At 61.3% G+C, this 13475-nt stretch carries 13 protein-coding genes; 12 read left to right on the forward strand and 1 reads right to left on the reverse strand.

All coding sequences use genetic code 11. From position 1 onward, the window contains the following. Positions 1 to 75 precede the first annotated feature (75 nt). The 5 genes from C7T36_RS12705 to C7T36_RS30110 all read left to right on the forward strand — a co-directional run bounded on the left by C7T36_RS12705 (position 76) and on the right by C7T36_RS30110 (position 5547). Positions 76 to 924, forward strand: a complete 849-nt coding sequence (locus tag C7T36_RS12705; protein ID WP_045065811.1) for a mycofactocin-coupled SDR family oxidoreductase — start codon at positions 76 to 78, stop codon at positions 922 to 924. 96 nt (positions 925 to 1020) lie between these two features. After that, complete coding sequence (locus C7T36_RS12710; protein ID WP_052683436.1) at positions 1021 to 2193, forward strand: sensor histidine kinase; 1173 nt, start codon at positions 1021 to 1023, stop codon at positions 2191 to 2193. A gap of 8 nt (positions 2194 to 2201) precedes the next feature. Continuing rightward, complete coding sequence (locus C7T36_RS12715) at positions 2202 to 2849, forward strand: response regulator transcription factor (RefSeq protein ID WP_204368960.1); 648 nt, start codon at positions 2202 to 2204, stop codon at positions 2847 to 2849. A 228-nt stretch (positions 2850 to 3077) separates the two neighbouring features. Continuing rightward, positions 3078 to 5240, forward strand: coding sequence for an MMPL family transporter (locus C7T36_RS12720; protein WP_204368962.1), 2163 nt, complete (start codon positions 3078 to 3080; stop codon positions 5238 to 5240). A gap of 133 nt (positions 5241 to 5373) precedes the next feature. Beyond that, a complete protein-coding gene (locus C7T36_RS30110) occupies positions 5374 to 5547 on the forward strand; it encodes a hypothetical protein (RefSeq protein WP_162487728.1) in 174 nt (57 codons plus the stop codon). A 159-nt stretch (positions 5548 to 5706) separates the two neighbouring features. Here the strand turns inward: C7T36_RS30110 and C7T36_RS12730 are convergent, their stop codons facing one another. Beyond that, complete coding sequence (locus tag C7T36_RS12730) at positions 5707 to 6309, reverse strand: TetR/AcrR family transcriptional regulator (protein WP_045065815.1); 603 nt, start codon at positions 6307 to 6309, stop codon at positions 5707 to 5709. Positions 6310 to 6470: 161 nt separating this feature from the next. Between C7T36_RS12730 and C7T36_RS12735 the strand changes: the two genes are divergently transcribed. The 7 genes from C7T36_RS12735 to C7T36_RS12765 all read left to right on the forward strand — a co-directional run bounded on the left by C7T36_RS12735 (position 6471) and on the right by C7T36_RS12765 (position 13474). Continuing rightward, positions 6471 to 7547, forward strand: a complete 1077-nt coding sequence (locus tag C7T36_RS12735; protein WP_045065818.1) for an alkene reductase — start codon at positions 6471 to 6473, stop codon at positions 7545 to 7547. A gap of 30 nt (positions 7548 to 7577) precedes the next feature. Then, positions 7578 to 8291, forward strand: a complete 714-nt coding sequence (locus tag C7T36_RS12740) for an SDR family oxidoreductase (protein ID WP_045065820.1) — start codon at positions 7578 to 7580, stop codon at positions 8289 to 8291. An 82-nt stretch (positions 8292 to 8373) separates the two neighbouring features. After that, a complete protein-coding gene (locus C7T36_RS12745) occupies positions 8374 to 9408 on the forward strand; it encodes an NADP-dependent oxidoreductase (RefSeq protein ID WP_045065822.1) in 1035 nt (344 codons plus the stop codon). Continuing rightward, entirely contained in the window at positions 9405 to 10262 is an 858-nt protein-coding gene (locus tag C7T36_RS12750) for an alpha/beta fold hydrolase (protein WP_045065825.1), read from the forward strand. The genes C7T36_RS12745 and C7T36_RS12750 overlap by 4 nt, the downstream gene beginning before the upstream one ends. Positions 10263 to 10407: 145 nt before the next feature. Then, positions 10408 to 11241 carry an alpha/beta fold hydrolase gene (locus tag C7T36_RS12755; RefSeq protein WP_045065828.1) on the forward strand — a complete coding sequence of 278 codons (834 nt, stop codon included), beginning with the start codon at positions 10408 to 10410 and terminating at the stop codon, positions 11239 to 11241. A 135-nt stretch (positions 11242 to 11376) separates the two neighbouring features. After that, complete coding sequence (locus C7T36_RS12760; protein ID WP_084702556.1) at positions 11377 to 11637, forward strand: DDE-type integrase/transposase/recombinase; 261 nt, start codon at positions 11377 to 11379, stop codon at positions 11635 to 11637. Positions 11638 to 12232: 595 nt separating this feature from the next. Continuing rightward, positions 12233 to 13474 carry a M23 family metallopeptidase gene (locus C7T36_RS12765; protein WP_045065830.1) on the forward strand — a complete coding sequence of 414 codons (1242 nt, stop codon included), beginning with the start codon at positions 12233 to 12235 and terminating at the stop codon, positions 13472 to 13474. Position 13475 lies beyond the last annotated feature (1 nt).

A 13475-nucleotide genomic window follows, 5' to 3' on the forward strand; every position in this document is an offset into this window, starting at 1 on the left:
CTGGACGATTCGCGCCTCGGAAAACCGCGGCATCATCGGTACAGCGTGCAGACAACCCCACCCGAGGAGTGCCCCATGACCGCCGAGATACCCGAAGCGCCGATCCCCGACGCACCCAATGCCCGGCGCTACGAAGGCAGGGTCGTCTTCATCACCGGAGCCGCCCGCGGCCAAGGCCGCGCCGAAGCAGTCCGCTTCGCCGCTGAAGGCGCAGACATCATCGCCCTCGATATCTGTGCAGACTTACCTACTACCGAATATGCCGGTGCCACACCAGAAGACCTCGCGGAAACAGTGCGGCTGGTCGAACAACACGGCCGGCGCATCGTCACAAGCATTACCGACATCACCGACTTCGATGCCCTCACAGCCGCAGTCGAACACGGAGTCGGCGAACTGGGCAGGCTCGACGTAGTCGTTGCCAACGCAGGCATGACCACCGCATCCCTGTCCTGGGAAATCGATCTGGATCACTGGCACGCCACCATCGACAACAACTTGCACGGCGCCTTCTACACCGCCAAAGCGACGGTACCGATCTTGATCGAACAGGCGACCGGCGGCGCGATCGTCTTCACCAGCTCGGTCGCCGGACTGCAGGGCCTACCGTTTCTTGCGGACTACGCAGCTGCCAAGCACGGAGTGACAGGTCTCGCGAAGACGATGGCGAACGAACTGGCAAAGTATCGAATTCGCGTCAACACCGTCCATCCCCACGGTGTCGCCACAGGTCTCACCGTCCCCGAACTGCATCAAAAGATGGAGACGCGCCAGGACCTCGGATTGCTGTTCATGGGAAGTCTCCCTGACCAGGTGAGCCAGTCCGAAGACATCGCGGCAGCTGTTGCCTGGATCGCATCCAACGAAGCCCGCCACGTCACCGGTATCCAACTGCCCGTGGACCTAGGACGTACCAACCGCTGACACACGGCGGCGGATCGTTGCGAATCCCCAGCACAGACGAGCGACGATGCCGCGTTCCGCGACGCCTCCCTCTGGGCGGGGAGGAGAATGGCGACTATGTCCTTGCTCGAATTCGAAAACCTCATCCGGCGCCCCTGGTTCCGGCAGGTCGAGGCGCTGGACCGGATAGCTCTGGTGGTCTCGATGCTCGCCGTATGCACCGAGGCATTTCGGATGGTGGCCGAATCTGCACCACTCGGTGGGTACGTTGCCATCGCAGTCACTGCACTCGGCGTCGCCATATCGCGGCGCTATGCGTGGGCTGGTCTGACTGTTGTACTGGCAGGGTCCGTGATCGATGCAATCTTCTGGGATCCTTTGGTGCCATGGACTGTTGCGGTCTTCACTGTCTTTTCGCTGACTCTGCGTGGGACCTCCGGGCTGGGCACCGGCCTGGTCGCAGGCTTCGTGGCCTACGCAGCTTCCGTGTACGCCGATTCCGCCGGACTTCTCGACTCTGCCGCTGTTGCGGGATTCGCTTCCGCGATAGCAGCAGCCGCCGCAGGAAACGCTCTCCGCAACCGAGAGCGCTACTGGAAGGCACTCGAGGAACGGGCACTGGATGCGATTGCCACGCGTGAGAGTGAAACGAATCGGCGTGTCGCAGAAGAACGTTTGCGGATCGCGCGCGATCTCCACGACATGGTCGGACATGAAGTTGCCGTAGTGAGCATGAATCTTGGTGTGGCGGAGGTGAATCTGCCTCCGGATTCGGAACGATCTCGGCAGGCGCTCGACGCGGCCCGCGTCGGCGTTTCAGCGGTACTCAACGAGACTCAAAGTATTCTGAATATATTGCGCGGTGATTCGAGCCCCATCGAGGATCAGACCCAACCCGTTCCGGGTGTCGATCAGATTTCCGGACTGATCGATTCCTACCGACGGATCGGGTTGAAGGTCAATGCCGAAATCGACACAGTTGCAGATAAGTTGGATCCAACTGTCGACGCGGCAACCTATCGGATCGTGCAGGAAGCCTTGACCAACGCGCATCGGCACGGAGACAGTGAGGTCGACCTGACGCTCAGATCCGCAGGCGGTTCCATCGTCGTCGAGGTAGCCAACCGGCGAGGCAGTGCCGGATCGAGAAATCGACTGGGAGAAGGCTACGGTTTGGTGGGGATGCGTGAGCGTGCGACATCTGCCGGTGGTGTGCTCGATATCGGAGGCGACGAAACGATGTTCACAGTGAAAGCGACCATACCCACCCAAGGGAGGTCGATCCGGTGATACGGGTAATGATTGTCGACGACCAGGAAATGATTCGCCAAGGGCTGCGTGCCATCCTCGCCGGAAACGACCGTATCGAGGTCGTGACGGATGTCGCCGACGGGTACCAGGCAGTCGAAGTGGCGAGGACCGACCGGATCGACGTCATATTGATGGATATTCGTATGCCGGGCATCGACGGCGTGGAAACGATTCGACGCATACGTGAGTTCGCGCCGGCAGAGACCGTGAAAATTATCGTCCTGACAACCTTCGATCACGATGCGACCGTACTGACAGCACTGCAGGCCGGTGCTAACGGGTTCCTGAGCAAAGCCGTCAGTCCCACCGAACTAGCCACTGGTATCGAAGCAGTAGCCAGTGGTGGTGGCGCACTGTCGGGTTCGGCTGCAGCATCGGTAATCAGCCGAGTCTCCGAACAACCAGTGCGCACAGTGGACGCGGCGCTGGCTGCTCGGTTCTCTGCGCTGACTCCTCGTGAGCGCGAGGTGGTAATCGCCGCAGCTGCAGGCAAGAGCAACACCGAGATTGCGTCCGACATGTTCCTGTCTCCGTTCACCGTGAAGACTCATGCGGGCCGCGCGATGATCAAGGTGGGCGCCCGGGATCGTGCCCAGTTGATTGTATTTGCCTATCAGGCTGGGTTGATCGCCTGATCGCGTGTTTGGGCTGCCTGCCCCGGCCGGTGTACTTCATTTGCAGTAGTTTTTTCGGTCTCGATGGACGACGACGTTGGGCCGTTTCCCAGGGAAACTGAAACAGTCCTCTTCGCATGAGTTGTTGTGTGCGAACTGTTTTCACTTTCTTGTCAGGAGAATCATGCCCCTCGTATTAGCGTGGATAGGGCGATTCAGCGCCCGCCACCGACTTCTTGTCGTCCTCGCGTGGCTACTCGCGCTTTTGCGCTGGCGGGCGTATTGGTCTCGGGTGGGTCGTCGGAGGAGAGCGCGTCGGCGTCGATTCCCGATACCCGGGCTTCACAGGCCATGGAGGTGATGAACCAGAAGTTCCCGTCCACCGGCCAGCCCGAAAGAGCTCCGGGCACTGTGCAGTTGGTGATGCAGACAACCGGCGGCGCGAGCGTGACGGATACCGATGTGCGCACTCAGATCGACGGTCTACTCGACTCTGCATCGACTGTCGCGGATGTCGTCACAGTCAGCGACCCGTTCGACTCGTCGAACCCATTCGTTTCAGCGGACATGACGACCGCCGTCTCGACTGTCATTTTCGCTGCGATGGACGAAGATCAGCAACATGCCGCATATGACGCCATTTTGGCAGTCGCGGACACCGCTCCGAACACCCTGGTGGCAGAGGTCGGTGGGCAACTCTTCGAACCCGCGACCTCGGTAGGCGGCATCGGCGAAATTGCCGGCGTCCTTGTGGCATTCGTCGTTCTGTTTCTCACCTTCGGTTCCCTTCTTGCCGCGGGCGCGAACATGCTCGTTGCGCTCAGCGGCGTCGCCGTCGGCACCCTCGGGGTCCTGGCCTACGGCACCATCAGCCCGATCGAACCGACCACCATCACCTTGGGCACCATGCTCGGCTTGGCAGTAGGTATCGACTACAGCCTGTTCATCCTCACAAGATTCCGCGCCGAACTACGCGATGGTCACAGCGTCGAGAAGTCCGTCGGCAAGGCAGTCGGCACGGCCGGAACCGCAGTCGTGTTTGCCGGCCTGACCGTCATCATCGCATTGGCCGGCCTGCGCGTGGTCGGGATCAGCTTCATCACCGACATGGGCATGGGTGGTGCATTCGGAGTTCTTGTCGCAGTACTGATGTCGCTGACCCTGTTGCCGGTGCTGATGCGCACGCTCGGCCTGCGGGCGCTGCCGCGCAAGGAACGCCACGTTGTCGCAGCTGTGCCTGCCGTCGCGTCACATGCTGCTGACGAAAAGCGCAGTAGTAACGCATTTTTCGCAGCATGGGTCGGATTCCTGGTGCGGCGTCCGGTGTTCTCGATCGTCGCCGGCATCGGTGCCCTACTGATCGTGGCCATTCCGCTGCTCGGGATGAAAACCGCGCAGAACGTTCCCGGTGGCCTTGATCCTTCGTCTACGCAGCGTCACGCCTACGATCTGATCGTCGAAGAATTCGGCGGCATCCAAAGTCCGCTGATGGTGATCGCCGAAGGCGACAACGCAACGAATACCGCTGCGGTGCAAGAGCAACTCACCAACCTCGACGGTGTACAGAGTGTTGATCCTGGCGTGCTCAGTGAAGACGGAACCGCGGCATTGTTCCACCTCGTGCCGACGGGTGGCCCTATCGACGAGAGCACCGAGAACCTGGTCGACAACATTCGGGACCGGGCAGACATGGCGCCTGGTGTTCACCTCGAAGTGACCGGTGAGACCGCAATCGGCATCGACATGGACGCCGCACTGCACCAAGCGTTGATCAAATACGTCGTGGTGATCGTCCTTCTGTCCTTCGTACTCCTGACCATCATGTTCCGATCCCTACTCGTACCGTTGATCGCCACACTCGGATACTTGCTCTCGGTCGGCGCCGCCTTCGGCGGCAGCGTCGCAGTGTTCCAGTGGGGCTGGTTGGATGCGATCATCCCTGCACCGCAAGGTGATCCGATGCTCAGCGTCCTGCCGATCATCCTCGTGGGGGTGCTGTTCGGGCTGGCCATGGACTACCAGGTGTTCCTGGTCTCCCGCATCCAGGAAATGCACAGCCGCGGGATGTCACCCAAGGACGCGGTGATATCCGGCTTCAAGACATCCGGACCGGTTCTCGTTGCGGCAGCTGCGATCATGGTGTTCGTGTTCGCCGGTTTTGCCACCAGCACCATGGCAGTCGCGGCGTCGATCGCATTCGGGCTTGTCGTCGGAGTCCTCGCGGACGCATTCATCGTGCGTATGATCTTGATGCCCGCGATGCTTGCGCTGCTGGGCAAGAGCGCATGGTGGCTCCCGCGCTGGCTCGACAAGATCATCCCCGACCTCGATATCGAGGGCCGCGCACTCGACGAGCACCCCGACGCGAAGTCCGAAGGAAATTCACAGCCCACAGCTGTACTGGTTCCGTGACAAGTCTTGATTGACACGATGTTTCGTGGGGGGCGGCACGTAGCCGCCCCCTGGAAACTCGTTCACTCTCCCCCACTAGGTCGACGGGCGAGAGCCACTGCGCATCCAGGAGGAAGCAATGGAAGGCGATGTCGTGCGAATAACAAACTTACTCAGCGCAATTCAGCAAGTCGAGCTATCGCTGGAGGAACTGAAAGACGCGGCTGATCTCTACGTCGCCGGTCCGACTCCGAGCAGTTCGGCGTTTCTCGAACTGACCCGCGCGCAATTGGTCCTCGTCGCACTGGAAGTACCACTTATCGAGTGAATGTCGAGAAGGCGCAGTCTGATCCTGCGCCAATACAACACTTGGCCGATCCCTGACAAGTCCCACCGCCCTTGGGCCACAAGGTCGACCAGACCGACGGACACCTCCGACGGCGTCGTCACCGACAGCAAGACAGACTCCGCGGGGTCGGCTTTGCGATCAATGCGGCAGGAGAGCGGCCACCTGGCCCCTGATGTCCTCCTCGATCTCATCGACACCACGAGCCATATTGATCGTTGCCGCCATCGCAAGAAACATGATCGCCGAGACGACGTGCGCCAGCGTCGCGGCATCGGCTTCACCGACCCGTCCGCCTCGGCGCAGCACGCCTGCGATGGCTTCCTCGGTCTGGCCGACGATGTTGAGCGCTTCCGCGTGGTGCGGTTCGTCGGGGTTGCCGAAGACCATCTCTCGCAAGTAGGTGCGCCCGTTGTCGATCTGGGTGCGGTTGCATCGCACGATCGGTCGGACGATCGCCATCACCGCCTCGAGTACGTCGGGGATGTTTTCGGCATCTGTACGACCCCGCTCGAGTGCGCCGCTGTAGTTCGCGTTCTGCACAAGTAGGAGCAATTCGCCCTTCGTCTTGGCATACAGGAACACCGTCCCTGTCCCGACGTCGGCTTTCTCGGCGATCTGTTGGGTGGTGACCTCGTCGACGCCGTACTCGGCGAAGAGTTCGCTGGCAGCGGCTGTGATGCGGTCGAGTTTCTGCTGCTTGTTTCGCTCGCGCCGTCCGGCTGGCTGGGGAACGGATGACATGACGGATATCCTTCGGAATAAATTATGAGTACATTCAGTTCTGAGTAGAGTCACTATTGATGCGGTTCAGGTGTTCATCTCGATCGTCCCACGAGAAGTCACATCTGCTTCGCGCCGGTGACCTACCTGACCGGCCGATCAACCTAAGGAACACCCAACTCATGACCTCACCTTCACTCTGGCAGCCGTTCACCCTCGGACGCGTCGAACTTCCGCACAGACTCGCCTTGGCGCCGATGACCCGCAACCGGGCAAATCCGGACGGCACCCCGGGCCCGCTCGTAGCGACCTACTACGGCCAGCGCGCCTCGCTCGGACTGGTCATCACCGAGGGCACACAGCCCTCCGACGACGGCCAGGGTTACCCGAACACGCCGGGGATTTACACCCCGGCACATATCGAGGGCTGGTCGAATGTCGCTGACACGGTCCATGCCGAAGGCGGGGCGCTGTTCATCCAGCTGATGCACGTTGGCCGGATGTCGCACCCCGACAACACAACACACCACCGCCAGCCGGTAGCGCCGTCGGCCATCTCTGCCGATCAGGACATGTTCACCGCAACAGGTCCCCAGAAAACTCCGGTGCCGCGAGAGCTGAGTATCTCGGACATCGAGACCACGATCGCCGATTTCCGCCACGCCGCCGCCTCCGCCATCGCGGCCGGCGCCGACGGCGTGGAAATTCACGGCGCCAACGGCTACTTGCTGCACCAATTCCTCTCGCCGAACTCGAACCACCGCGCTGATCAGTACGGCGGATCGGTGGAAAACCGGTCGCGCTTCGTGATCGAGGTCGCCGCCGCGGTGGCCGAGGAGATCGGAGCCGACCGGGTGGGAATCCGACTGTCGCCGTCGATGCCGTTGGGCGGGATCAACGAGGGTGATATCGAAAGCGTTCGAACCCAGTACACGCACCTGGTCGGGGAACTCGCGGCGCTGAACCTTGCCTATCTTCACGTCCACCATGTCGGTGACGACGAATTGCTCCGCTCTTTCCGCGATGTGTGGCCGACTGCGGTACTCGTGGTGCGCTACGGACGCACGCGGGAGCAGATCGCCGACGACATCGACGCCGACCTGGCCGATATCGCGCCACTGGGACAGTTCGCGCTGGCAAACCCCGACGTCGTCGAACGCCTGCGCAACGATGCCCCGCTCAACGATGTGGACCCGACCACGCTCTACGGCGGTGGCGAAACGGGGTACACCGACTACCCGACACTCGCGCGCGTCTGACCACCATCCTCGCAACAGAAAGAGCCTGACATGCCTTCACTCAACGGATCCGTCGTCCTCGTCACCGGAGCGAACGGCGGCATCGGCACTCACTTCGTCCGCGAAGCTCTTGCCCGCGGCGCGTCGAAGGTTTACGCCACCGCGCGCACACCTCGTACATGGGATGACGAGCGGATCGTCCCCGTCACCCTCGACGTCACCGATCCCTCGTCCATCCAGGCCGCCGTCGCCGCCGCACCGGACGTGACCGTTCTGATCAACAACGCCGGCGCCTCGCCGTCCAGCCCAGGCATCCTCACCCACACCGATGACGAGATCCGCACCAACGTCGAGACCAACTTCCTCGGCCCCCTCTTCCTTGCCCGCGCTTTTGCCCCGGTCCTTGCTGCCAAGGACGAGTCGGTCATCATCGATATCCACTCGCTACTGAGCTGGTACGCCGTCGCCGGCATTTACAGCGCCACCAAGGCAGCTTTGTGGTCGGCGACCAATTCCCTGCGACTCGAACTCGCACCTGCGGGTGTGCATGTCGTCGGGGTACACGTCGGCTACGTCGACACCCCCATGGCTGCGAACTCCACTGATCCCAAGACACAGCCCGCGGATCTTGTGCGCACTGTGTTCGACGCAGTCGAGTCCGGCGAGTACGAAGTCCTTGCCGACGAAGCCTCCGCTCAGGTCAAGTCGGGACTCAGCGCACCCATCGAAGCGCTCTACCCCCAGCTCAAGGCCACCGAAGCCTGAACAGCCAGCGGAGGCGTCGCGGAACAGAGATGACCGCGACGCCTCGCTGGCTACCTGTCCCCACAGCAGAAGGATCAACGCCATGAAAGCGTTTGTCGTCACCAAATACAAAGGGCCACTGCAAGAATCCGACGTCCCAGAGCCGGTAGTCGGTCAGCATGACGTACTCGTGCGAGTGGACGCGGCCGGGCTGAACCAACTCGACGAGAAGATTCGTGCCGGCGAATTCAAACAGATACTCCCATATACGCTTCCGTTGATCCTCGGCAACGATCTCGCCGGTGTTGTCATTGAGGTCGGCGCGAAAGTGCGGTCCTTCAAACCCGGCGACGAGGTCTACGCCCGCCCCGACAAGGATCGCATCGGGACGTTCGCGGAGCGCATCGCAGTCGCAGAGGCCGATCTTGCCCTCAAACCGGCATCAATCAGCATCGAGGAAGCAGCTTCATTGCCTCTGGTCGCGTTAACCGCATGGCAGGCACTGGTCGAGCGCGGCAACGTCCAGCCCGGACAGAAAGTTCTCATCCACGCCGGCGCCGGTGGTGTCGGATCCATCGCGATACAAGTCGCCAAACATCTCGGCGCAACTGTGGCGACCACAGCAAGCGCCGCCAACGCGGACTTCGTCCGCGGCCTCGGCGCTGACGTCGTCATCGACTATCGCAGTCAGGACTTCGAGCAGGTCTTGCACGACTACGACCTCGTGCTCGATAGCCTCGGCGGGGAGAACCTCGAAAAGTCGCTGCGTGTGCTGCGGCGCGGCGGCAAGGCGATCGGAATCTCCGGCCCCCCGGACCCGGCTTTCGCCCGCGAGAGCGGCCTCAATCCGCTACTGCGCCTGGCGATCACCGGCCTCAGCTTTGGCGTCCGCCGTCGGGCCCGCAAGCTCGGTGTGAGCTACGAGTTTCTCTTCATGCACGCTAGCGGTGACCAACTCCGCCGCATCACAGGGCTCGTCGACGACGGCGTGCTCCGCCCTGTCGTCGGACAGGTCTTCCCGTTCCACCAGACCCCGCAGGCGCTCCAGGCACTGAGCAAGGGCGGGATCCGAGGCAAAGCTGTCATCAGTAACACCCGACGCAACGAAACCACCACCGAAACCGGAACCTCGCGATGAGTACCGACAACGGCCCCGTAATCACGTCCTACGCGAAGGCGCGCACCCGAACCGTCACCGCCGGCGACGTAACCTACGCCTATCGCGAACTCGGACCGAAGGGCGGAATCCCCGTCGTCTTCTTCGTACACCTCGCCGCGAACCTCGACAACTGGGATCCGCGCATCGCTGATGCCATCGCGAAGGACCACCACGTCATCGCCTTCGACAATCGTGGCGTCGGTGCCTCCACCGGAAAAGTTCCCGACAGTATCGAGGCCATGGCCGATGACGCCGTCACCTTCATCAACGCTCTGGGCTTCGAAAAGGTAGACATCTTCTCCTTTTCTCTCGGCGGAATGGTTGCCCAGGAACTTACGATCCAACACCCCGAACTTGTCCGCCGTCTGATCCTCACCGGCACCGGCCCCGCAGGCGGTAAAGACATCGACAAGGTCGCCGGCACAACCTATTACGACCTGCTGCGAGCTACTCTGACGCGGTCCGACCCGAAGGAATTCCTGTTCTTCAACCGCAACACCACCGGCAAACGCGCCGCTGCTGCCTTCGTCAAACGACTCGAAGAGCGGACCGAAGACCGCGATACATCCGTCTCGGTCAAGGCATTCCGAACCCAACTCAAAGCCATCAAACGATGGGGACGCTCCACACCGGTAGATCTGTCGGCGATCAGCGCGCCCACCTTGATCGCCAACGGGGATCACGACCGCATGGTGCCCACAATCCTCTCCGACGACCTGCACCGCCGAATCCCCGGAAGCGAACTGATCATCTACCCCGATTCCGGGCACGGCGGCATATTCCAATTCCACGACAAGTTCGCCCCCTCCGCCGTCGAGTTCCTCTCACACTGAACGCAGGAACGGCGCCAAGACAGGTACCGGCCCACCACGGGCAGGTCGTCCTGATCTCGTCGGTGCTCGGCGTCCTGGCTCGCCTTGACCAGCGCGGACCCCACCAGCAGAGCTCCACCACAACCACATCACGGAAGAAGATCTCATGACCACCTGGAAAGACGTGCCGACCAGCAACATCAACGTGGACGGAGTACGTTACGTCTACCGCGAACTCGGCGCCGACTCCGAAGTACCAGTGGTCTTCCTGCACCATTTCACCGCAGTCCTCGACGACTGGGATCCCCGCGTCATCGACGGCATCGCCGCTCAGCACCGCGTCATCGCCTTCGACAACAGAGGCGTCGGCGGCACCAACTCCAAGGTGCCAGCCGACCTCGAGCAGATGGGCGCCGACGCTATCGCCTTCATCCGGGCGCTCGGCCACGAGAAAGTCGACCTCTTCGGCTTCTCCGTGGGCGGAGCCGTAGCTCAGATGATCGCCCTACAGGCACCCGACCTCGTACGCCGCATGGTCGTTGCCGGAACGGGACCACGCGGCGGCGGCGGAATCTGGAAGATGCCGTTCATTGTCGGCGGCGCCTACGCCAAGGCGGCGCTGGCCCGCAAGGACGCCCGCCACTTCCTCTTCTTCCCCCGCAACGCGGAGGGCAAGAAAGCCGCAAACGCCTACTTCGACCGCCTCGCCGAACGAACCACCGACCGCGACAAGCCGATCTCGAACCAGGCCCGCATCGCGCAGCTCCGAGCCATCACCACCGGCGGACTCCACGCACCGGACGACCTCTCGAAGATCACCGCGCCGGTCTTCGTCGCCAACGGCGACAACGACCTCATGGTCGCCAGCGAGCACTCCGAGGACCTGGCCAGGCGCCTGCCCAACTCCAAAATCACGATCTACCCCAACTCAGGGCACGGCGGCATCTTCCAGTACCACGAGACCTTCGTCCCCGAAGTCCTGAAGTTCCTAGCCGACTGACGAAATCCAACCCTGGGAACAGCTCGCCCCTCACGGTGAGCTGTTCCCGGTTTTCCGAGAACAGCCAAGGAGCCAGCTCGATTTTCAGCCAATCTGTTCTCCTCGAAGATTCTGCCCGCAAGTACCCCGAATACGATGCCGCCAACTGAGCACCGGCAGAACAAATATTTGACCAATCGGTGCGAGAACTCCCATCAACTGACCCGGCAACGCGAACGCACCATGAAAGGGTTTCGCACTCTCAGCTCAGCCCAACGATTCCTCGCCGTTTTCAGCCGGATCTCCCAACACTTCCACTCGCCCCGTCACCGTATGACCGCCACCGACCACCGCACCGAGATAGCCGCTCGATTCCAAATATGGAATCAGGCTACCGAACTGAACGTCGCTGCTTGACCGATCGCTCCGGGTGATTGCCTGCTATTCCCGAAAACTGCTGCATCCCAAACAACTTGACAGCGCCTGTTTGACAGCGCATTTCGCCGGGGTCGGCGTCGGGCAGCCCCGCTGCGATTGAACGTCCAGCTCTGAGGGAAACGGAAGGCGATTGTGTGCGAATGACGAACTTGCTCAGTGTAATTCTTCAAGCCTAGGTGTCGCTGGAGAAGCTGAAAGCAGCTGCTGCTCTCTGGATCGCCAATTTCTCGTACTACCCCACTGAAGCCGAGGGTGAAACGTAGGGTGAAGCGGAGGGTGAAATATTCCAGTCCGGAAACACGCATTTCTTTGTGAAAGGCCATGCAACGACGTTGATTACCTGGTCACGTGTGTGCGAGCGAGCTTGGGTGGCCTCGACTACATGTGCGGCTCTCCAGCCGTGCAATTTCGAGATTCGAAATTCATTGATGAAACTGGCATTTCGTGCATATGCTCGAACAATACGTCGACCCGGCATATCTGATTCCGCTCTCGGGTTCATGACGACGAATGGATCTGAAACTGACTGATTTACGGCGGCGAGGAATTGCCTATTCATAAAAGGACACCATCCATGCGTAGAGCTTCACTAGTCCTCGTTGCATGTGCCGCGCTACTTGCGGCCTGCTCGTCAGCTGCCGATTCCACCGAATCGTCGGCGACATCGACCGTCGATTCCCGCGGTGGCATCCCACCCGGCTACCCGCTCGACGGCGATGTGATGGCACCACTTGTCGTTACGGCACTCGGGCCGGATCCGATTCCGGTTACCGGTACAGACGGCAAAGTTCATGTGGCCTATGAAATTTCGGTACTCAACTTGTCGCCGCGGCCCGCGACCATCACTGAGATCGAAACACTGGCCGGTGGACCGGACGGCGAGGTAGTAGCGAGCCTGACGAAAGACGAGGTGCTGGCCCGTACCTTCCCGTTGGCAAATTTCGAAGCGGCGCCGGTTACCGACATCCCCGTCGGGCGCACTGTTGTGTTGGTACTCGATGGGGTCTACGACACTCGCGCGGACGTACCGGCTGAGGTGACCCATCGGCTGGTCACCTCGTATGGCCCCTTCATCACACAGGATTCCGGCCTCAATGCGAGATATCCGGACACCGTGACTCAGATCGGTGGAGCGGTCAAGACAAGTGCACGTTCGCCAGTGATCATCGGGCCACCCCTCGCCGGTGACGGTTGGGTGGCGGCCAACGGCTGTTGCGTGATCACATCGCACCGTGGAGCGATGATGGCTGTGGGCGGACGGATCAACGGGACCGAACGTTATGCCGTCGACTGGATGCGTATCGATATGAACAACCCGGTTCTCAGTTCCAGCGACGGTGACGGCTCGAAGAACGAGGACTACTTCGCTTACGACGCACCGCTGTTGGCGGTGGCCGACGGCACCGTTGTGTCAGTTGTGTCTGACAAGAAGGACGAGCCGCCGCATCAAGTCAACCAAAGTCTGACGTTCGATCAACTCGGTGGCAACTACGTGATCATCGACATTGGCGGCGGCAATTACGCCTTCTATGCGCACATGATCCCGGGATCGGCGTCGGTGAAGGTTGGAGACAAGGTGTCCCGCGGCCAGGTAATCGGAGACTTGGGCAACTCGGGCAACACCACGGAGGTTCACTTGCACTTCCATGTCTCTCGGGCCCCGGCGCCCTTGTCCAGCGACAACGTGCCCTACGAGATCGACCGCTTCACATTCGTGGGCTCGACGGCCACAGATTCCCTCGTGAAAGGACCGGATGCGGGAGAGCGAACCGATCAGCTCCCGCTCAATTCGGACGTCATCAACTTCCCCAGGTAAG

This window comes from Rhodococcus sp. AD45-ID (assembly GCF_003023755.1).
Lineage (GTDB): Bacteria > Actinomycetota > Actinomycetes > Mycobacteriales > Mycobacteriaceae > Rhodococcus_F > Rhodococcus_F globerula.

Bases quoted from the DNA above. Each gene is read 5' to 3' on its own strand.
- C7T36_RS12705 (WP_045065811.1), top strand. From the start codon at position 76: ATGACCGCCGAGATACCCGAAGCGCCGATCCCCGACGCACCCAATGCC.
- C7T36_RS12710 (WP_052683436.1), top strand. From the start codon at position 1,021: ATGTCCTTGCTCGAATTCGAAAACCTCATCCGGCGCCCCTGGTTCCGG.
- C7T36_RS12715 (WP_204368960.1), top strand. From the start codon at position 2,202: ATGATTGTCGACGACCAGGAAATGATTCGCCAAGGGCTGCGTGCCATC.
- C7T36_RS12730 (WP_045065815.1), bottom strand. From the start codon at position 6,309: ATGTCATCCGTTCCCCAGCCAGCCGGACGGCGCGAGCGAAACAAGCAG.
- C7T36_RS12735 (WP_045065818.1), top strand. From the start codon at position 6,471: ATGACCTCACCTTCACTCTGGCAGCCGTTCACCCTCGGACGCGTCGAA.
- C7T36_RS12740 (WP_045065820.1), top strand. From the start codon at position 7,578: ATGCCTTCACTCAACGGATCCGTCGTCCTCGTCACCGGAGCGAACGGC.
- C7T36_RS12745 (WP_045065822.1), top strand. From the start codon at position 8,374: ATGAAAGCGTTTGTCGTCACCAAATACAAAGGGCCACTGCAAGAATCC.
- C7T36_RS12750 (WP_045065825.1), top strand. From the start codon at position 9,405: ATGAGTACCGACAACGGCCCCGTAATCACGTCCTACGCGAAGGCGCGC.
- C7T36_RS12755 (WP_045065828.1), top strand. From the start codon at position 10,408: ATGACCACCTGGAAAGACGTGCCGACCAGCAACATCAACGTGGACGGA.
- C7T36_RS12760 (WP_084702556.1), top strand. From the start codon at position 11,377: ATGCCGCCAACTGAGCACCGGCAGAACAAATATTTGACCAATCGGTGC.
- C7T36_RS12765 (WP_045065830.1), top strand. From the start codon at position 12,233: ATGCGTAGAGCTTCACTAGTCCTCGTTGCATGTGCCGCGCTACTTGCG.